The sequence below is a fragment of the Sphaerisporangium perillae genome, from assembly GCF_023276435.1.
In the GTDB taxonomy this organism is placed as follows: Bacteria; Actinomycetota; Actinomycetes; order Streptosporangiales; family Streptosporangiaceae; genus Sphaerisporangium; species Sphaerisporangium perillae.
In genome coordinates this window covers 46,681-64,458 of the sequence record NZ_JALLPO010000020.1, presented here as the reverse complement: position 1 = coordinate 64,458, position 17,778 = coordinate 46,681, and the positions used below count along the sequence as shown (strand labels likewise).

At 67.6% G+C, this 17,778-nt stretch carries 23 protein-coding genes; 11 read left to right on the top strand and 12 right to left on the bottom strand.

Features of this window, described 5'->3' with window-relative positions; translation table 11 throughout:
- Window positions 1-11: 11 nt before the first annotated feature.
- Entirely contained in the window at window positions 12-653 is a 642-nt protein-coding gene (locus tag MYF83_RS20525) for a LuxR C-terminal-related transcriptional regulator (protein WP_248962127.1), read from the top strand.
- Window positions 654-687: 34 nt separating this feature from the next.
- Here the strand turns inward: MYF83_RS20525 and MYF83_RS20520 are convergent, their stop codons facing one another.
- The 4 genes from MYF83_RS20520 to MYF83_RS20505 all read right to left on the bottom strand — a co-directional run bounded on the left by MYF83_RS20520 (window position 688) and on the right by MYF83_RS20505 (window position 2,912).
- Entirely contained in the window at window positions 688-1,278 is a 591-nt protein-coding gene (locus MYF83_RS20520; RefSeq protein ID WP_248962126.1) for a TetR/AcrR family transcriptional regulator, read from the bottom strand.
- Window positions 1,279-1,609: 331 nt separating this feature from the next.
- Complete coding sequence (locus MYF83_RS20515) at window positions 1,610-2,053, bottom strand: VOC family protein (protein ID WP_248962125.1); 444 nt, start codon at window positions 2,051-2,053, stop codon at window positions 1,610-1,612.
- Window positions 2,050-2,496, bottom strand: a complete 447-nt coding sequence (locus MYF83_RS20510; protein ID WP_248962124.1) for an SRPBCC family protein — start codon at window positions 2,494-2,496, stop codon at window positions 2,050-2,052. The genes MYF83_RS20515 and MYF83_RS20510 overlap by 4 nt, the downstream gene beginning before the upstream one ends.
- A 59-nt stretch (window positions 2,497-2,555) precedes the next feature.
- The gene (locus tag MYF83_RS20505) at window positions 2,556-2,912 is read right to left on the bottom strand and encodes an ArsR/SmtB family transcription factor (protein WP_248962123.1); all 357 of its coding nucleotides are present in this window, start codon (window positions 2,910-2,912) and stop codon (window positions 2,556-2,558) included.
- A gap of 147 nt (window positions 2,913-3,059) precedes the next feature.
- Here MYF83_RS20505 and MYF83_RS20500 point away from each other — a divergent pair, with 147 nt between their 5' ends.
- Complete coding sequence (locus MYF83_RS20500; protein WP_248962122.1) at window positions 3,060-3,311, top strand: dihydrofolate reductase family protein; 252 nt, start codon at window positions 3,060-3,062, stop codon at window positions 3,309-3,311.
- A 54-nt stretch (window positions 3,312-3,365) separates the two neighbouring features.
- Window positions 3,366-4,106, top strand: a complete 741-nt coding sequence (locus tag MYF83_RS20495) for a hypothetical protein (RefSeq protein WP_248962121.1) — start codon at window positions 3,366-3,368, stop codon at window positions 4,104-4,106.
- Window positions 4,107-4,217: 111 nt separating this feature from the next.
- Here MYF83_RS20495 and MYF83_RS20490 read toward each other — a convergent pair whose 3' ends face one another.
- Window positions 4,218-4,487: a hypothetical protein gene (locus tag MYF83_RS20490; protein ID WP_248962120.1), complete on the bottom strand. Its 270-nt coding sequence runs from the start codon at window positions 4,485-4,487 to the stop codon at window positions 4,218-4,220.
- Between the two features lie 62 nt (window positions 4,488-4,549).
- Window positions 4,550-5,011: a MarR family winged helix-turn-helix transcriptional regulator gene (locus MYF83_RS20485; protein WP_248962119.1), complete on the bottom strand. Its 462-nt coding sequence runs from the start codon at window positions 5,009-5,011 to the stop codon at window positions 4,550-4,552.
- Window positions 5,012-5,073: 62 nt separating this feature from the next.
- Here MYF83_RS20485 and MYF83_RS20480 point away from each other — a divergent pair, with 62 nt between their 5' ends.
- Entirely contained in the window at window positions 5,074-5,622 is a 549-nt protein-coding gene (locus MYF83_RS20480) for a GNAT family N-acetyltransferase (protein WP_248962118.1), read from the top strand.
- Window positions 5,623-5,647: 25 nt separating this feature from the next.
- Here the strand turns inward: MYF83_RS20480 and MYF83_RS42905 are convergent, their stop codons facing one another.
- From MYF83_RS42905 to MYF83_RS20465, 4 genes are all read right to left on the bottom strand, one after another.
- On the bottom strand, window positions 5,648-5,773 hold the full coding sequence (locus MYF83_RS42905; protein ID WP_279339811.1) for a hypothetical protein: 126 nt from the start codon (window positions 5,771-5,773) through the stop codon (window positions 5,648-5,650).
- A gap of 267 nt (window positions 5,774-6,040) precedes the next feature.
- Window positions 6,041-7,321, bottom strand: a complete 1,281-nt coding sequence (locus tag MYF83_RS20475) for a hypothetical protein (RefSeq protein WP_248962117.1) — start codon at window positions 7,319-7,321, stop codon at window positions 6,041-6,043.
- Between the two features lie 79 nt (window positions 7,322-7,400).
- The gene (locus MYF83_RS20470) at window positions 7,401-7,592 is read right to left on the bottom strand and encodes a hypothetical protein (RefSeq protein WP_248962116.1); all 192 of its coding nucleotides are present in this window, start codon (window positions 7,590-7,592) and stop codon (window positions 7,401-7,403) included.
- 61 nt (window positions 7,593-7,653) lie between these two features.
- Entirely contained in the window at window positions 7,654-8,568 is a 915-nt protein-coding gene (locus MYF83_RS20465; protein WP_248962111.1) for an SDR family oxidoreductase, read from the bottom strand.
- Between the two features lie 237 nt (window positions 8,569-8,805).
- Between MYF83_RS20465 and MYF83_RS20460 the strand changes: the two genes are divergently transcribed.
- From MYF83_RS20460 to MYF83_RS20445, 4 genes are all read left to right on the top strand, one after another.
- Window positions 8,806-9,390, top strand: a complete 585-nt coding sequence (locus MYF83_RS20460) for a TlpA family protein disulfide reductase (protein WP_248962106.1) — start codon at window positions 8,806-8,808, stop codon at window positions 9,388-9,390.
- Window positions 9,391-9,453: 63 nt separating this feature from the next.
- A complete protein-coding gene (locus MYF83_RS20455) occupies window positions 9,454-10,320 on the top strand; it encodes a cytochrome c biogenesis CcdA family protein (RefSeq protein ID WP_248962104.1) in 867 nt (288 codons plus the stop codon).
- Between the two features lie 429 nt (window positions 10,321-10,749).
- The gene (locus tag MYF83_RS20450; RefSeq protein WP_248962103.1) at window positions 10,750-12,672 is read left to right on the top strand and encodes a pectate lyase-like domain-containing protein; all 1,923 of its coding nucleotides are present in this window, start codon (window positions 10,750-10,752) and stop codon (window positions 12,670-12,672) included.
- Between the two features lie 270 nt (window positions 12,673-12,942).
- On the top strand, window positions 12,943-13,599 hold the full coding sequence (locus MYF83_RS20445) for a tetratricopeptide repeat protein (protein ID WP_248962101.1): 657 nt from the start codon (window positions 12,943-12,945) through the stop codon (window positions 13,597-13,599).
- 302 nt (window positions 13,600-13,901) lie between these two features.
- Here the strand turns inward: MYF83_RS20445 and MYF83_RS20440 are convergent, their stop codons facing one another.
- Entirely contained in the window at window positions 13,902-14,642 is a 741-nt protein-coding gene (locus tag MYF83_RS20440) for an NPP1 family protein (protein ID WP_248962100.1), read from the bottom strand.
- Between the two features lie 708 nt (window positions 14,643-15,350).
- Between MYF83_RS20440 and MYF83_RS20435 the strand changes: the two genes are divergently transcribed.
- Together MYF83_RS20435 and MYF83_RS20430 are read left to right on the top strand one after the other, a co-directional pair.
- The gene (locus MYF83_RS20435; protein ID WP_248962095.1) at window positions 15,351-15,644 is read left to right on the top strand and encodes a ubiquitin family protein; all 294 of its coding nucleotides are present in this window, start codon (window positions 15,351-15,353) and stop codon (window positions 15,642-15,644) included.
- Between the two features lie 112 nt (window positions 15,645-15,756).
- A complete protein-coding gene (locus MYF83_RS20430; protein ID WP_248962094.1) occupies window positions 15,757-16,068 on the top strand; it encodes a hypothetical protein in 312 nt (103 codons plus the stop codon).
- Window positions 16,069-16,129: 61 nt separating this feature from the next.
- Here MYF83_RS20430 and MYF83_RS20425 read toward each other — a convergent pair whose 3' ends face one another.
- Window positions 16,130-16,864 carry an SDR family oxidoreductase gene (locus tag MYF83_RS20425; protein ID WP_248962093.1) on the bottom strand — a complete coding sequence of 245 codons (735 nt, stop codon included), beginning with the start codon at window positions 16,862-16,864 and terminating at the stop codon, window positions 16,130-16,132.
- A 73-nt stretch (window positions 16,865-16,937) separates the two neighbouring features.
- On the opposite strand from MYF83_RS20425, the gene MYF83_RS20420 reads away from it, so the two are divergent.
- Complete coding sequence (locus MYF83_RS20420; RefSeq protein ID WP_248962090.1) at window positions 16,938-17,744, top strand: helix-turn-helix transcriptional regulator; 807 nt, start codon at window positions 16,938-16,940, stop codon at window positions 17,742-17,744.
- The last annotated feature ends 34 nt before the right edge of the window (window positions 17,745-17,778 follow it).

Here is a 17,778-nt window from a genome sequence, read left to right as displayed (position 1 = left end):
GGTCAGCCGCCGTGCACCCGTCGTGGTGCCGCTCCGCGCTGTTCCGCGAAGGGCTCGCCAGGCTTCTCGCCGACGCGGGGAACGAGATCGTCGCGAAGGTCGGCGACGCCGACGCGCTGATCGAAGCGGTCGAGACCCACCAGCCGGACCTCGCCATCGTCGACATACGCATGCCCCCGGACCGCACCGACGACGGTGCCCGGGCGGCCCGCGCGCTACGGCAACGCTGGCCGGCCATGGGCGTCCTCCTGCTCTCCCAGCAGATCGAGACGCGCCACAGCATCGAACTGGTCGCCCAGGGCGGCTTCGGCTACCTGCTCAAGGACCGCGTCTTCGACGTCGACGACTTCCTGGAGGCCCTGCGCCGCGTCGCCTCCGGCGGCTCCGCACTCGACCCGGAGGTCGTCGCCAGACTCCTCAGCACACGACGGCCCGACAACCCGCTCGCCACCCTGACCACCCGGGAACGCGAAGTACTCGGCCTGATGGCGGAAGGACGCACCAACGTCGGGATCGCCCGCCGGCTGTGGCTCACCGACCGTACGGTGGAAACCCACGTCGGCTCCATCATGTCCAAACTCGGCCTCCCCTCCACCGACGAGGACAACCGCCGAGTCCTGGCCGCCCTGGCCTACCTACGCGCGTCGACCTAGTGGCTCTGCTCAGATCCTTGGCCTTTCAAGCCCCTTATGGCGTGGTTGGCCTCATTGGGGGGCCGGCGATCTGGGTGATGAGGAAGTCGAGCCGTTCCTCCTGTCCGTCCGGGGGGATGCGGCCGCTGTCCGACAGGACGGCCATGCCGTGCAACGCGCTCCAGATGACTTCGGCGAATAGTTCGCGTCGCTTGTTGTCCGGGCGGAAGCAGCTGACGAACTCGCCGAAAGCAGCCCGCATCGGGGGCGGTGTCTCGGCGCTCGCGAACTTCAAGTCGGTGGGCAGGATGAACATGGCCTGGTACAGGGCAGGTCGCTCGGTCGCGAACTCCAGGTAGGCGCGGCAGACGGCGCGCAGGGCCTGCCCCGGCTCGGCGGCCAGCCGCGCGCGGCGCAGGTGGGCGGCGAGTTCGCTGAAGCCGTCGATGGCGACGGCGCTCACGATGGCGTCCTTGCCGTTGAAGTGGCTGTACAGCACCGGCTGGCTGTACTCGACGCATTCAGCCAGCCGTCGCGTCGTCACCGCCTCCCAGCCTTCGGCCTCCGCGAGTTCGCGCGCGGCTGTGATGATCAGCTGATGACGGTGGGCGCGTTCACGTTCGCGGCGCTCGTGGATGGCGGACATGACGACATCATAGCAACGCTAGACATCCTGTCGAGGATAGAGTACCGTCGCTATCGCTACTAGCGCCGCTAGATAGTGGGCGCTGTCGCCAAGAGGGGAAGGGCCACCGCCGTGGTGATGCTGGCGATCAGCGTGCTCCTGCTCGTCGCGTAACCGCTTGTCACGCCGCTTTGGCCGGATATTGCGTCCACTGACGAACCTCCAAGATCAAGTCCTGGAGACAGTCTGCTGCTGGCCGCCAGTCGCCACGTCGATTACCCGGCCAACGATGCGAGCCGGGCCACCTAGCTCTCCCTGTTCGACGTTCGAATGATCCAAAGGAACACGTCCTCTAGGCGCGCCAGGGCATGTGCTGGAGAGTCCAGGTGTTGCCGTCCGGGTCGGCGAAGCGGGCGTAGTAGACGCCGCCCAGGTCCTCGACCGGCTCTACGTCCACACCGCGCTCAACGAGCGTCGCGCGGGCCGCCTCGATGTCGCTCACTACCAGGTGCAGGCCGCGCAACGTGCCGACGGGCATGTCGAGGGACGAGATGCCTTCGGTCAGGGTGATCGAGCAGGCCGAGCCGGGCGGAGTGAGCTGAACGACCCGAACTCCCTCCGCGGGCTGTACGTCGACGTCCAGGTTGAAACCGAGGCGGTCGGCGTAGAAGTCCTTGGCCCGGTCGATGTCCGCGACGGGCAGCGGCACGAGTTCGAGCAGAAACATGCCGGGACGGACGGGTGGTGCGGCCACCTCGGCCGGGATATCCGCCTGCGTGGGCTGGGTCTCGGTCATCGGAGCCTGCCTTTCAAGATTGTTTCGCTGAGCATCTCGGCGAGGCGGTCGTATGCCTCACCCGCGCCCCGTTCCATGGGGGTCCGGAGCACACTGTCACGCACCTCTCGCGAGGAGTAGCGCACCGTGGTGGTCATCGTGGTCCAGCCGTCCCCCTCATCCAGGACGGTGGTGACGAGCGCGGGGCCCGCGTCCCAGCCGTCGTAGACTTCGGTCTGGACCAGCCGAGCGGGCGCCTCGACCTCGCGGTACACCCCGCCGTGCCCCAACTCGGCGCCGGCCGGCCCGCGCGAGACGAAGCGCCAGGCACCGCCCGGACGCAGGTCGATCTCGCAGACGACCAGGTGCCAGCCCCGAGCGCCGTGCCACCGCCGGAGCAACTCGGGCTGGGTGAACGCGTCGAAGACGAGTTGGCGGGATGCGGCGAAGGTCCTACTCAACACGAGCTCTGTGTCGGAGGGTGCCATCACCGACAGACCTTCGGTGTTCTTTCGCGGAGGTATCACGGGGCCTCCCGATCGACGGCGCCTGGTCCGCCGGCCTGGAGCTCGCCGAGCAGGTCGTCCAACCGCTGATAGCTCTCCTCCCAGTAGCCGCGGTAGTTCGCCAGCCAGTCCATGGCGCTCTTGAGCGGGCTGACCTCCAGCCGGCACGGCCTGCGCTGCGCGTCGCGTCCGCGGGAGATCAAGCCGGCGCGCTCCAGCACCCGCAGGTGCTTGGATACGGCCGGTTGGGTCATCGCGAACGGCGCGGCCAGCTCGGTCACCGTGGCCTCACCCTCCGCCAGCCGGGCCAGAATGGCCCTCCGGGTCGGATCGGCCAGCGCGGCGAACGTCGCGTCGAGAACGTCGACACCCATGAAAATTACCTCTCGGTTTAATAACTAGACGGTTTTATATGTGCTAGGTTCTGCCCCTGTCAAGGGCTGCGACCGCCGGCCCGGTCACAGCCCGGCTGCGGGCCGACGATGACAATTCCTACGCAGGCTGAGAGTTCGGAGAGGCACATGGGAAGAGTTATCGCGCAGGCATCGGTATCGCTGGACGGGTTCATCGCAGGGCCGGACCAGACAGGGTTCGATCGGCTGTTCGCCTGGTGCACCAGTGGCGAGGTGGCGACGCCTTCGAACGACCCGGACCGACTGACGTACCGCACCTCCGCGGCCAGCGCGGACTACCTGCGCGACCTACTGGACAACACCGGTGCCTGCGTGGTGGGCCGCCCTGACATCGGCCGCATCGCGCGGAGCCTCAGATGAAGATGAGTACGACAGCGATGTCGCGGGCACGCTCCCCAGGACATCATGGTCGCCATGAAATGGTGGATTTTCCTGGTATCACTGGCTTTCGCAATCGTCGCCGCCTGGCTGATCCTGTACGCGGGAGTCGCCCCGGACATCCTGCTCGCCGTAGGGCTTGGCGCCATCAGCCTCACCTGGCTGATCGTCCTGCTGACCGTGCCATGGAACCTCTACTTCGCCGCCCGCAGGGTGGTTCACGAGACCCACCTGTCACGCGAGCGCGGCATCGAGGTCCCCCAGGCGCGCGAAGACGAGGCACGCGAGATCGCCCGCCGGATGCTCCGCTTCGCCGTGGCCGGGCACCTCGTCTCCGCCACCGTCATCGCCGTGATCACCTTCTTCTCCGGCGCCCAGATCGGGTACTACTTCGCGGGCTTCTACCTGCTGGCCACCTGCTTCCGCCCCGCCGGGTCGTACCTGGGTCACCTGCGCCAACGCATCGCCACCCTGATGGGGGAACTGCACTACCCCCGCCAAGACGTCACCACGCTCCGCGCTCAGGTCGGCGAACTCGCCGACGCCCGGACCCGGCTCGACGAGACGGTCCGCGACCTCGAGGAAAGGCTCACCCAGACCCGCGTGGAATTAGCCGACGCCCGGGCCGCCGCGGAAACCGCCGACCATGACCTGCACCGCCGCATCACCCAGATCGCCCGCCGCTTCGACGAGACCGTGGACGGCTTGAGCGACAACCAGGAGTTGATCACCGGCCTGAAGGCGTTCCTGCGCCTCGTCCGCACCGACCTTGCCTGAGGCGGCCTAACGGCACGAGTGGGCCCCGCACCTGCATCCAAACCGGCTGGTGACCGCCCGCCCGTGGCCTGCGCCGACGGGTGGGCGGAACCTCAGGCCGGGGGCGCGGGGTCAGGACAGTGCGGGCGTGCTGTAGGTCACCAGCGTCGACTGGCCGTCGTCCGGCACCGAGATCAGCTGCAGCGAGTTCCCGTTCGCCTGGAGCCAGGTCAGGTTACGGGTGATCGAGTTCCCGGCCGTGCTGAGCGCGGTCACCGGGACGGTGTTGATCGCGGTCAGCGAGTCCAGGTCGAGCAGGGAGACCGCGCCGAGCTGGAACGACTGGCCACCGACGGCCCGAGGTCCAGCGCCCGGCGGCCGACGATGACGAGGTGGAGCCACCTGAGTGGGAGATCCTCGACTACGTGGCCGACGACGCACACGAGCGCCCAACCAGTGGGCCGTCACGATGATCCGTCCCGCAGCCGACTCGCGTGGCGCTTCTGGTTATCCAGCGCGCAGGACAAGAACCTCTCGATCAGTTCCAACTCAGCCAGGTTGAACTGGCGCAGTTCGGCCTGAGCGTCGTTCACGATCGGCCCCCAGATTTCCATACTGAGCTGCTCGGCCCGCTCGGTCAGGTGAACGAGGATGCGGCGCCGATCCGCGCGGTCGCGGACCCGCTGGGCCAGACCGGCCCGCTCCAACCGATCGATGACGGTCGTCGTGGCCCCCCCAGTCAACCCCGCGACGGCCGCCAGCTCGCTCGCGGTCAGCGCGCCCCGTGCGCTCAACCGGCTCAGACAGCGCAGGTCCGTGCGATTGACGCCCAGACGCCGGGCCGCCAGCTCGTCGATGAGATCGGTGGCGTCCTGAAGTTCCTGCACAGCCCTGGTCAGGACACGGATCTTCTTTTCCTTTGACAATCTAACCCTTAGAAAACTAAATTATTCGTATCCGGCAAAGCTTAGACCTTTGGGAGGCGTTCATGCCAGACCGCCAGATCAACCTGCGCCAAGCAACAGCCGACGACACTCCGGCCCTGCTCTCGCTCATGGACTCGGTTCTCGAATGGCTCGTCGCGCACGGCCGAACAGAACAGTGGGGAACAGTGCCGTTCTCCCAGATTCCGGGCTTCCCCGAGCGGGTCACAGACTGGGTGTCCCAGGATGTCATCACGCTGGCCGAGCGGAACGGCAAGTGTGTGGGGCTTCTGGCCGCAGCACCCTTGATCCCGCCACGCATCCCCACCGGGCTGGTTCCCGAAGGATCGATGTTCGTGCATACCGTCATGTCCCACCGCGGCCCCGACGGCCGAGACGTCGGTTCGGCGCTCATGAACGAAGTCGAGCGCCGTGCCAGGACGCACAAGGCTCCCGCGCTGGCACTGGACCACTGGGCGGGAAGCGCTGAACTGGCACGCATCTATGACAAGCGTGGTTACGTCAAGGTGGCGGAATACACCGCCGACCAAGGCGAAAAGACAGTCCGCAACGTCGTACGCGTCTATCGCCTCTCCTTGGAGTGTCCCGACTAAAGCCCCGCCGAACCGCGCGCCCAGTTCAAAAGCCCGCCCGCAGGCTCGGGTCGGCACGGCAGAGCGCCGCCACCGTACCGAAGTCGACCCCGGCCACCGAGCCGACCGCCAACGTCGGGATCGCCCGCCGGCTGTGGCTCACCGACCGCACGGTGGAAACCCACGTCGGCTCCATTATGTCCAAACCCAAAACGGCCCCGGCGTGTTCACGCCGAGGCCGCCCCTTCCAGGACGTCGCACATGAGAGTGCGCCGACCCAAATTCAATGTTACCGCTGCCAGACCTCCCAATGCCGGCAAGGCCGCACGAACTACGGCGAGAGCGTCTGGTCAGCCCGGGGACGCTGCTGCGCCGGCACCGTTGGCCGGTCTCGGGGAAGTGGGCCCATCTCCAGCGAGGCGGGCGTGGCACGGCGGCCTTATTGAGTGGGAAGTTCCATCAGGTAAGTGAGGCCATTGGTGTCTTTCGTGCGGTCAAGCCAGATGTTGGCAAGCTCCTTGATCGGGTCGGCGAGGACTCCGCTCAACGTGCCGCCGCCCAGGAGGAGAGCCCACAGGGGGGACACTCCAGGGAAGACGGCGGTGAGAAGTACCGGCGCGGATGCGACGCTGATACCGACCACCGTGCGCTTGAACAGGCTCCGATAGGTGCTTCGTAGCGCCCCCGCGTGCTCGTCCAGCTCTCTCTGTGCAGCCTGGATCTCTTCCGCGATTTCCCATTCGATTTCCGGCGACCACGGCTCGGCGTTGACCTTGCGGACCACACTTGTGAGGTAGGAGCGAAACCGGCTCCGCTGATCCGCCGTCTCTTCCCGATATCTCAGGCAGTCCTCCAGCGAAAGAGCGTCCAACGCCTCCTTGTCGAGTACCGAATCCACGATGCGCTGTTCGATCAGGGCGCGTTTCTGGGCGGCGGCTGGAGAGAACGTCCGGTTCAATCCGGGAATCTCCGAGATGCTCGGTGCGGTCGCGGCGGCGCGGGCGAACCTGGCGGACAACAGCCGGAAATGGGCGTCGCTGTCGGTCAGCGGCACGGCTTCGGTCTGGACCGCCATGGCCAGCGCCGTACTGGTCGCGATGGACGAGCCCAGGTAGTACGGGAGCACCGCAGCCCACTCTCGCTCGTCCGGGACTGCGGTGCGCTTGGTCCAGCCTGGCAGGGAGAACTCCTGGTCAGGCTTGCCGTCGGCGAAGAGGGCGTGACCGTATCCGTCGACGACCTCGAACGCACGGCGGGTGTTCTCCGGATACAGCACCCTCGGGGTGTACTGGTGGCTGAGGAATCGCAGGGCCGCGGAAGGGATGCGACTGCGCAGCATGCTCCAGGTGGGCGGATGCTCCGCGAATAGATCGACCACGTGCTGGTCGAGCATGTCCGCCTGCATGGCTCCGGTAATGACGCTGTCGGCGGCCGCCCGTTCCACGATCGGCCCGGGATCGATGAATCTGACCAGACCTTCGGACTCCAAGAGGGCGTAGCGCTTCGCGATCGATGCCCACTCTGCGCTGAGGCGATGTGCGGCATTGTCGGGCAGATATTGCTGATGGTGCTCCACGTCGTACAGACCCGCCCGGACCCGTGATGTTTTCGGGTCGATGAACAGCACCTCGTCATACAGCAGAATGGCACGTTTGAGAGTGGCTTCCTGAAGCGTGCGCGAGAAAGGATAGTAGATCGCCCGCAACACCTCATTTGCCATGGGACCACGGTCGCAGTTCAGGGCGCTTGCGACAACCCATTCAGCGGTCGAGTCCGCGACCCTCGTCGCCGATCAACCGCTACACGGCGTGGATCACCGTACGGCTGCCGGCCGACACCGTGCGGGCCGGCCTGATCGCACCGATCCACGGGGACATCGAGGTCCGCGGGCCCGACGAGTGCGCCATCCGGCTGAGCGCGGACTCCCTCGAGTTGGTGACCCAGTACATCGCCATGATCGCCGCACTCGGCGCCGAATTCACCCTCGACACTTCCGAAGCCATCACCTTCGCCGACCGCAGCGAACGATCAGGCGGCACGCCCCCACCGATATCAGCGATAACCCGTCGCGTCGGCGGGTCTGCCCGCGTCCTGAACCTCCACGAGGTACCGCCAGGCGTCGGGCCGGCTGCCGTCGATGTCGGTGAACCCGTAGACCTGAGCGAGCTGCCCGCTGGACAGCGACTGCCCGTTCCAGCGGGCCACGTCGGAGTCGGCCGCGAGCGCCGTGACGGCACGGCCGACGAAGGCCGGCGATTCGGAGATGACGAAGTGCGGCTGCCGCTCCAGCGCGTCACGCCAGTTCGCCTCGGTGACGTCGAAGGCGTCCAGCATGATCTCCGAACGCATCCAGCCCGGCGTCAGCGCCACGGCCGTCCCGCCGTACTGAGCGAGCTCCTTGGCCTGGGCGAACGCCATCCGGATCACCGAGGTCTTGGCCAGGTCGTAGAAGAAGGAGATGCGGTAGTTCTCCGCGTTGTACTGCCCGGTGCCGTCGGTCATCTCGACCACCAGCCCACCGGGATTCCTGATCATCAGTGGCAGGGCGTGATGGCTGGTGATGATGTGGGTGTCGATGGCGAGCCGAAGGATGCGCAGGCCGGTGTCCAGGTCGTGCTCCCAGAGCTTCTGGTCCCAGCTGAACATCAGCTCACCGCCCCAGATGTTGTTGACCAGCACGTCGAGGCGGCCCTGCTCCCGCTCCACGCGCTCGATCAGCGCCCGGACCTGTTCGGCTTCCAGATGGTCGACCTGCGCCGCGATTCCCTGACCGCCCGCGGCGGTGACCAGTTCGGCGGTCTCCTCGATGGTCTCCGGCCGGTCCATCTCCGAACGCTGCTCTCGCGTGCTGCGGCCCGTGACGTACACCGTCGCCCCCGCCGCTCCCAGTTCCACCGCAACGCCCCGCCCCGCCCCCCGAGTCGCCCCAGCGACCAACGCGACCTTTCCTTTCAGCGATTCGCCCATGAAAGCGATCCTGCCAGAGACCTCCGACAGATCTCCGCCCGTGACCCGCGCCGCCTCCGCCAGGGCATCATGCGGCTGACCGGTCAGCTCAGGGCCTCTTCGACATGCCCGACACCTTCCTCGCGATGACCGCCATCAGCGGCATGGGCATGCGCGTGGCCAAACGTCGCGAGCGTGCGCGGAGCCGTCATGGTCTCGTAAGGTCTGGCGAGGGGAAACGCTTCTACGCTTGATCGCATGATCACAGCTCGTAGGGCGGCCGTCGTGGCGCTGGCGGTCTTGATGACCGGCGCGTGCGGGGCCGGATGGGACGATGCGGCCAACCCGGTCCGCAACGACGCGCCGTTGTCGGCCCCGGTGACCTCCGCCCCGGCGACGGCGCCGTCCTCGGCCGGTCCGGCGGTGAAGGCGGCGGTGCCCGCGGCGCTGGAGTTCTCGGCCAAGACGCTCGACGGTCAGCAGTTCCGCGGGGCGGACCTCGCCGGCAAACCGGTCGTCTTCTGGTTCTGGGCGCCGTGGTGTCCCAAGTGCCGCTCCGAGGCGCCCGCCGTCAAGGCTGCGGCGGCCCGGTACGGCGATGTGGCGTTCGTCGGCGTGGCCGGCCTGGACACCGAGGCGGCCATGAAGGAGTTCGTCCAGCGCACCGGAACCGGCGGCATCGTGCAGCTCTCGGACGAGAAGGGCGCGGTGTGGACGAAGCTTGCCGTTAGTGAGCAGTCCACGTTCGTGTTCATGAGACCGGATGGGAGCACGACGAAGGCCTCAGGGCCGCTCGGCCAGGACGCGCTGGACGGCCATGTCCGCAAACTGCTGGCCGGGTAGCGCCGCCATGCTGGTGACCGGACCGGCAGCGGCCGTGATCAACGTCCCCTCGGGAGGGCGAGCATGACCGCCGCCGATCTGCCGCTCGCCCTGGCGTTCACCGCAGGCACGGTGGCCGCGTTCAACCCGTGCGGCTTCGCCATGCTGCCCGCCTACCTGACGATGCTGATCGCCGACGACGGGCGGGACCGGCGCGGACCGCTGGTCCGGGCGCTGGTGCTGCCGGCGGCGATGACGGCCGGGTTCGTCACCGTCTTCGGGCTGTTCGGGCTCGCCGTCACCGCGCTCGCGGTGTCGGCCGGTCGTTATCTGCCGTGGGCGACGCTCGTCATCGGCGCGCTCCTGATCGGTCTCGGCGCCTGGCTGCTGAGCGGACGCGAGCTGCTGGTCCGTCTCCCCGGGCTGGCCACCGGGCGTCCGACCGCCTCGCCGCTGTCCCTGTACGGGTACGGCCTGTCGTACGCGGTGGCCTCGCTGTCGTGCACGGTGGGCCCGTTCCTGGCGGTGACCTCCGCCTCCGTGGCCGGCGGCGGTCTGGTGGGCGGGGCGAGCGCCTTCGTGGCGTACGCGCTCGGGATGGGGCTGGTCGTCGCCGTACTGTCGCTCGCGGTGGCGTTGACCCGCGCCGCCGCGGTGGCCAGACTCCGGCGGATCCTGCCGTACGTGTCGCGGGCCGGCGGGGGCCTGCTCGTGCTGGCCGGGGCGTACGTCCTGTACTACGGCTGGTACGAGCTGCGCGTGCTGGACGGCGGATCCGCCGAGGACCCCATCGTGGGCGCCGCGACGGCGGTGCAAGGCCTGATCTCGGGCCGGCTGGCGACCCTCGGCGCTGGCTGGGTCGTCGTCGCACTCGCCTTCCTGCTGGCCGGCGGCGTGCTCGTGCTGCGCGGACTACGGCCCGGGCGGCGCGAAAGAGGACTCAGGCGGTAAGGAGTCCGGTCGAGCACCATCACGTCGAATGCCCGTCAGGTCTTCACCGTGCGCAGACGACGCTGAACGATCCTCCCGGCGCCGTCGACCCAGCCCGCCGGTGGCGGACCCCTGAGCGCTCGTCCGGAAAAATCAACCGCCGCGCGGACATAGCGCTGGACCGATTCACACGGTAGAAACATCCCAACAACATCCATCTTCCACGGCTGGACACATGTCTCGTAGCGAGAGAGCGCTCTCCCAGCTTCGACCCCTAGTGTCCGGCCACCGTCCCCCAGCAGACAGGTCGATGACCATTGTGAACGCCCGGCACGCGAGAGCGCTTCCGCACCCCTCGAAGCACCCCATTCGCCTGGTCCTCATGTCCGCCATCCACCCGACGTCTTCTGTCCACGTAGCGCCGCACGCCCAGCGGAAAGGACGCACCGTATGACGACCCAGCCTCCTGGCAGTGGAGGTTCCGCGAGGCGGCGCCCCACCCGCAGGCGACTCGGCCAGGCGTTCGCGCTCGGTCTCGGGCTGATGACCGCCGTCATGACGACGGGAACCTCCGCCACCGCCGCCTCGCCGGAACCCCGCACCCCCGACTTCGGCCCGAACGTCACCATCTTCGATCCCAGCATGCCGGTCAGCGAGATCGAGGCGACCCTGGACGCGGCGCACGCCACGCAGGTCGACAACGAGATGGGCACTACTCGCCACGCCTACCTGTTCAGGCCGGGCACGTACGGCACCGCGGAGCACCCGCTCCAGATCAAGGTCGGCTACTACACCGAGATCGCCGGCCTGGGCGCCTCGCCAACCGACGTCGTCATCAACGGCAAGGTCGAGGTCTACAACCGCTGCCTGGAGAACGGCGGCACGAGCAACTGCCTCGCGCTCGTCAACTTCTGGCGCACCCTGTCCAACCTGTCTATCAACGTCAATGCCGCCGGCCAGGACGGCTGCAGGTCGTCGGCGAACTTCTGGGCCGTCTCCCAGGCCGTGTCCATGCGCCGCCTCAACGTCAGCGGTGGCAACCTGTCGCTGATGGACTACTGCACCGCCGGCCCGCAGTACGCCAGCGGCGGCTTCATCGCCGACTCCAAGCTGCCGTCCGTCACCAACGGTTCGCAGCAGCAGTGGCTGACCCGCAACAGCGAGGTCGCCGGCTGGTCCAACGGAGTGTGGAACCAGGTCTTCTCGGGTGTCGTCGGCGCTCCGGACGACGCTGCCTTCCCGAACCCGCCGTACACGACCCTCGACACCACTCCGGTGAGCCGCGAGAAGCCGTACCTGTTCGTCGACGCGCAGGGCAGGTACAACGTCCGCGTGCCCTCCGCTCAGAAGAACACTCGTGGCATCACATGGGCCAACGGCATGACGCCGGGCCGTACGCTGCCGATCGAGGACTTCTTCGTCGCGAAGCCGTCCGACTCGGTGAAGGTCATCAACAACCAGCTCGCGCGCGGCAAGCACCTGCTGCTCACGCCCGGCGTGTACGACATCGCGCGGAGCATCGAGGTCAAGCGCCCCGACTCGGTCGTCCTGGGCATCGGACATGCCACGCTCACGGCCGTCAACGGCTCGACCCCGCTCGACGTGGCCGACGTCCCCGGCGTCGTCATCGCCGGTGTCACGGTCGACGCGGGCCTCGAGAAATCGTCGGTTCTGCTGCGGGTGGGCAAGAACCACGGCAAGGACGATGACCACGGCAACGGTGACGACCGCGGCAGACCTCCGGGTTCGGCGGACAACCCGACGACCCTGTCCGACGTGTACTTCCGCGTCGGTGGACCGCACGTCGGCAAGGCCGACACCGCGCTCGAGGTCAACAGCGACAACGTGCTCATCGACCACACCTGGGTGTGGCGTGGCGACCACGGCGTCGAGGGCTTCACCGACACCCAGCGGTGGAACACCAACATCGGCCGCTACGGCGCCGTCATCAACGGTGACCACGTCACGGCCACGGGCCTGTTCGTCGAGCACTTCCAGCGGTACAACACGGTCTGGAACGGCGACGACGGCACGACCATCCTGTACCAGAACGAGCTGCCGTACGACCCGCCGACCCAGGCCGACTGGATGAACGGCGACGTCGAGGGCTTTGCCGGCTACAAGGTCGGCAACGGCGTGAAGACCCACAACCTCTACGGCGCCGGCGTCTACGTCTTCAACCAGAACAACCCGGCGATCCACACCGAGAACGGCTTCGAGGTTCCCGACAGCCCGGGGGTCAAGCTGCACCACATCATGACCGTCAACCTCAGCGCCGGAATCATCGACCACGTCGTCAACGGCGTGGGCGGCCCGGCCGACACGACCAAAATCGGTGTGCCGGTGTACGTCCCGGAGTACCCAGCCCCGTAGAACACTTATCGCCATCCTGGTGGGCCGGAGTGCCCCAACTCCGGCCCACCAGCCCCGCCCGGCGAACGCGACGGCTTACGAAACAACACTCTGACCGCCCCCTTGCAGGGATATGGTCCTCGCCTTCGGCTCGGGCAGTATTTCCGAGGGCCTGACGGCCCTCCGACGCTTCGCCTATCGGCCATACCGGCGCTGTCTTGCTGCGGGCTCGAACCCGGTCGGGACGCCCTAGCGTGATGCGCTGTGCGACCTTGGGCCACGCAGACGCATATGGACGGGGAGACGATGAGTACAGAAGATCGAATCGAACGGGCCAGGCAAGCTTGCCAACGGGCCGTCTTCGTTGGCGATGTCGATGCGCTGGACACAGCGGAGCGGGAGTTGAACATGGTCGAGGCCGATCTCGCCGTAGCACGCGGCCGGATCATGCAGGCTCGTTCTCATGAGCAGCGAACCGAGAACCCCGACGAACTGGCCATGTTCCAGCGCGCCACCGAGCTCTATCAGGGGCTCGGCGACGTACGAGGCGAAGGCGAGGCGCTGTTCTGGGTCGGCACCTACCACCAGATGTCCATGCGGGACAACGACACCGCGGTTCCCCTTCTCGAACGGTCATATGAACTTGCAGCGCAGGTCGGCGACAAGCTCACGATGTCGTACGCGCTTCGGCATCTGGGGTACGCGGACCACATCGCCGGCCGGCTGGACGCCGCGCGTGAGCGTTTGGAGGAGTCGACGCGGCTTCGGCGAGAGATCGGGCTCTTGCCCGGTGTTGCCGCGAACCTGGTCGGGCTGGCCTACGTCGCAGCCGCACAAGGCCGCCGTGATCATGCCTTGGCGCTGATCGACGAGGCGGGCTCAATCGCCGACGCCAGCGGCGCCCAGGCCATCATGCGCCAGGTTGAGGAGGCGAGAACGCAACTGTAGACAGCTCGGACATGACCCGCTCAATGACACACTAAACGACCATTCACCCCCAAATGGGACACGGTTTTAGTGAAGCCGACCGATGACCGGCACCGAGATACCCCTGGCCGGCGGCCCCCTGGATACGACGTCGGCCGAGTCAGCCCAAGCCCGCTGGCGTGCGCTCAACGCACCCACCTGGTCCCGCACAACGCAAGGCACCATCGCCGTCCTGGTGGGCCGGAGTTTCGCAACTCCGGCCCACCAGCACGCTGTGAGCCCGCCTTCGCGAGGCTGACGGGAGTCTGAACCTATCGGGGTCGTCAGGCCGAGGGGTCGAAGGGGATGCCACTTGGCTTGGCGCTCGACAGCAGGCCCCCGAACCTCCCGTCATTGATCTTGATGGTCGCGGAACCGAAGTCCGCGTTCATCAGCCTGTCGCGCAGCGAGGTGCTGGGCCAGCCGTTCCAGTCCACGAGCGGGGGATAGCGCCAGTTGTGGTAGTGGTTCTCCGGCGGCTCGTCATTGCCGTTGGCGAGCCGGAAGAAGTGCGTGGACGCGCCGTCCTTGTGGTAAACGACCTTGGGATGCGACCCGTCGAAGCGCACCTCCGAGCGCGTGTAGGTCACGACGCTGCTGTGCTGCGTCGTCGACACGTACTCCACCTGGTTGGACGCCTGGTTGATCCAGGAGATGACGTGCTCCCAGTCGTGACGGTGGCCGCCGAGGCTGATGCCGGGCAGCGCCTGGTCCTTCTCGAAGTAGCTGGCGTACACGACGGCGCACCAGCCGTTGTTGCACTTGGACCGGGCGTAGGTCTGCGAGTTGTCCAGGTCCGACTGGTCACGGCAGTTGCCGTTGACCGCGCCGGTCGGGTTCAGCCCCGGGGCGAGCGTCCCGTCCGGCCCGATGGCGGGGGTGGCGTAGCAGCCGTCGCCGTCGTAGTCGTAGGCCGGCGAGAACGACTGCTCGTACCCTCCGGCCGACTGGGGAAGGTTGTGCGGCGGATCGGCGTAGGCCGCCGACGCGGGGATCACGACCAAAAGAGCGGTGGCACCGAGCACGATCCCGAGCCGGGAACGCTTACGCCTGAAGAACGTTGGGGACGATGTGCTCCTCTCTGACACGGTCGCTGACTTCGATGCCCTCGCGGTCGACGTGAATGACGACAGTTTTCGCATTCTTCCGCTTTCTCGAAGGACTGGCTCCATGACGTGGGTCGCGTCGGCGTGGTGGGGGTGGTAGGAGCAATCGGCGGCATTCTCCGCGCCGATGTGAGCACGCCTCGCACTTTTACAGCACCACGAGACCGACGCTTGATCAAGGTCCCCAAACCAGATGACACCGACATGTAATGGCGACGTCCGAGAGGTGGCCCGCGAGCGAACCTCATGAACCGCCTCCCGGAGGAGCCGGCCCGTCGACCCGGTCCGGGAGGGGCGATCGAAGAAGGACCCGGCCGGGTTCCGGCCTGACCGTCGCGGCGAGGCCGGCCGGGGTCCGCCCGCCGGGACCGGTCTACCAGGCGGTGCACCGCGTGTGGATCCCGCTGGTGATCGTGGTCGTCTACTCCATCGGACCGATCGCGTGGCCGCCGCTCAAACGCCCACTCAGAAGAGGTCGGACTGGCCATCACCCAGTTCCACAAGCTCGACGAGACCGAGCGCGTCGCTAGCGCTAGCGGGCGGTGCCCGTCAGCTGCCTCGCGTACTCGCGGATGCTTGGCCGGTCCTCCGGGAAAGCGCCCTCCCAGTCGTGGTCCAGCGGGATCCATGCTGCGGGCTGGTGGCTCTCCCCGCTCGGGGAAGGTCCGGCAGGGTGACTCCTACACCGTCGACATCGCGACCAAGGGCGTCAGGAACGGCACTTCGGCGACGGTCGAAGGCATCGACGGCAAGAGCTACACCGTGGCCGTCCACGACGGCAAAGCGAGGAAGACCCTCAAAGTGTCGAACCGCACCAAGCCAGGCTCGTACACGGTGACCGCCACCGTGGGCAACCACGACGACGCGGACGACCTCATCGTCGTGAAGGGCAAGAACCACAACAGCGACAAGAAGCACTGACCGACTCATCGCCGAACACGGTGATCCGTTCACGAGCGCCGATCGACGAAGGGCGAGACGAGCAGGGACGTGGGAACCCCTCGGCCGCTCAGCCAGTCCTGCATACGATGAGGTGGAATGGCCGGAGTGGGAGATCCTCGACTACGTGGCCGACGACGCGTATGAGAAGGCCACGGGGGAGGAAGACGGGCTCTGGCGCGTCCTGGAAGAACGCGGCATCGACCTGCCGATCAACCCGGACCCCGAGGACGACGGCATCGACGAAGGCCAGACCCGGCGCGCCCGCAGACTCCCCCGCCTCAGCGCGGCCTTCCCGCCGGCCGACACGGAGGAAGGTGCGCTCTCGATGGAGGACTTCATCAACGAGCGCCGGGCGAAGATGGGCCGGCGTAATGTCCCCACTCCCCCGCTGCCGAACGTGTGAAGCCGGGGCGACACGTGAACTCCCGGCGATACCGGGCTGCACTACGCCCTGGCAAGGGCCCCTACCACGGCACGGCGGTTCCGTCCCAGGAGAAGAACTGGCCGGTGGGGCCGTCGTCCGGCAGGAGGGCCAGTCTGACGACCCCGGCCGCGGCCTCGGCCGGATCTCCGTCGCTGGCGGTGGCGCGGGCATTGAGGTCCGTCTTCCGCAGACCCGGGGCCAGGGCATTCACCTTGAACCCCTCGGCGGCGAGCGCCTGGGCGTAGAAAAGGGTCACCGCGTTGACGGCCGACTTGGATGAGCGGTAGGCGGCGCTGGAGCCGGCTGCCAGCGCGAACTGGTGCTCCGGGTCTGCGCTCCAGGTCAGCGATCCGGTCCCGCTGGAGACGTTCACGATACGGGGCCGGGTGGAGCGGCGCAGCGCGGGCAGGAACGCGTTGGTGACCGCGAGGACCCCGAAGAGGTTCGTCTCGTATGTGCGGCGGAAGCTGTCGATGTCGGCCTCGATCGCCGAACCGCTGTCCACCATGATGCCGGCGTTGTTGACCAGAATGCCCAGGCGGTCGACCTGGCGCGCGGCGTCGGCGATGCTCCTGCCGTCGGTGACGTCGAGGACCAGCAGCCGGGCGTCGCCGCCGATCTCCTCGACGGCCCGTGCTCCCCGTCCGGCGTCGCGGGAGCCGACGTAGACGGTCATCCCTGCCGCGGCGAGCTGCCGCGCGATCTCCTTGCCGATGCCCTTGTTGGCACCGGTGACCAGCGCAGTGGAATCGTTTGGTGCTGTGGAACCGTTCATAGCGTCGACAATTCCGTATTGACCTGGGCCGATCCAGGGACACCCGATCCCTGGCAGCCGGAAGGAGGCGCCCATGGCGAGGCAGGAGCTGGCCCGTTTCCTACGCGATCGGCGGGAGAACCTGCGCCCCGCCGACGTCGGGCTGCCCACCGACCGGCACCGCCGAACCCCCGGACTGCGCCGGGAAGAGGTCGCCGTGCTCGCGCACATGTCCGTCGACTACTACGCCCGCCTCGAACAATCTCGTGGCCCGCGCCCGTCGCCGCGGATCCTGGACGCCCTCACCGGTGCACTCCGGCTCACCCCGGCCGAGCGAATCCACCTCTTCCAGCTGGCCGGCACCAATCCGACACCGCCCGCCGGCCCGGTGCGGCATGTGCGCCCGCACGTCGCGGACCTGCTGCGCCGCATTCCCGACACGGCGGCCATCGTCACCGACGCCACCTACGACGTCATCGCCTGGAACCCCCTCGCGAACGCCCTGCTGGGCGGCGATCTCAGCACGGAACCAAACCTGGCCCGCCGGCGGTTCCTGCGCCTTGGCCGTCTTCACGAGAGCTCGAGCGCCGAGGAGTTCGCCCACATCGTGGTCTCCCGGCTGCGCCGCTCCGCCGACCGCTATCCCCACGACGGGGCACTCACCCGCCTGCTGGCGGAACTGCACACCGATAGCAAGGAGTTCGTCGAGATCTGGGACGCCAACCCGGTGCACGCCCCCGGTCACCGCACCAAGACGCTCACCCATCCGCAGGTGGGCCGGGTGCGCCTGAACTGCGATGTGCTCACCGTCCCCGGCGATGACCAGCAGGTCGTCTTCATCACCGCGGACCCGGGCACACCCTCCGCGCGAGCCCTACGCCACCTGCTCCGCACAGGCTGATCACAGCCGATCTCGCCGGCATCCTTTGACGCGG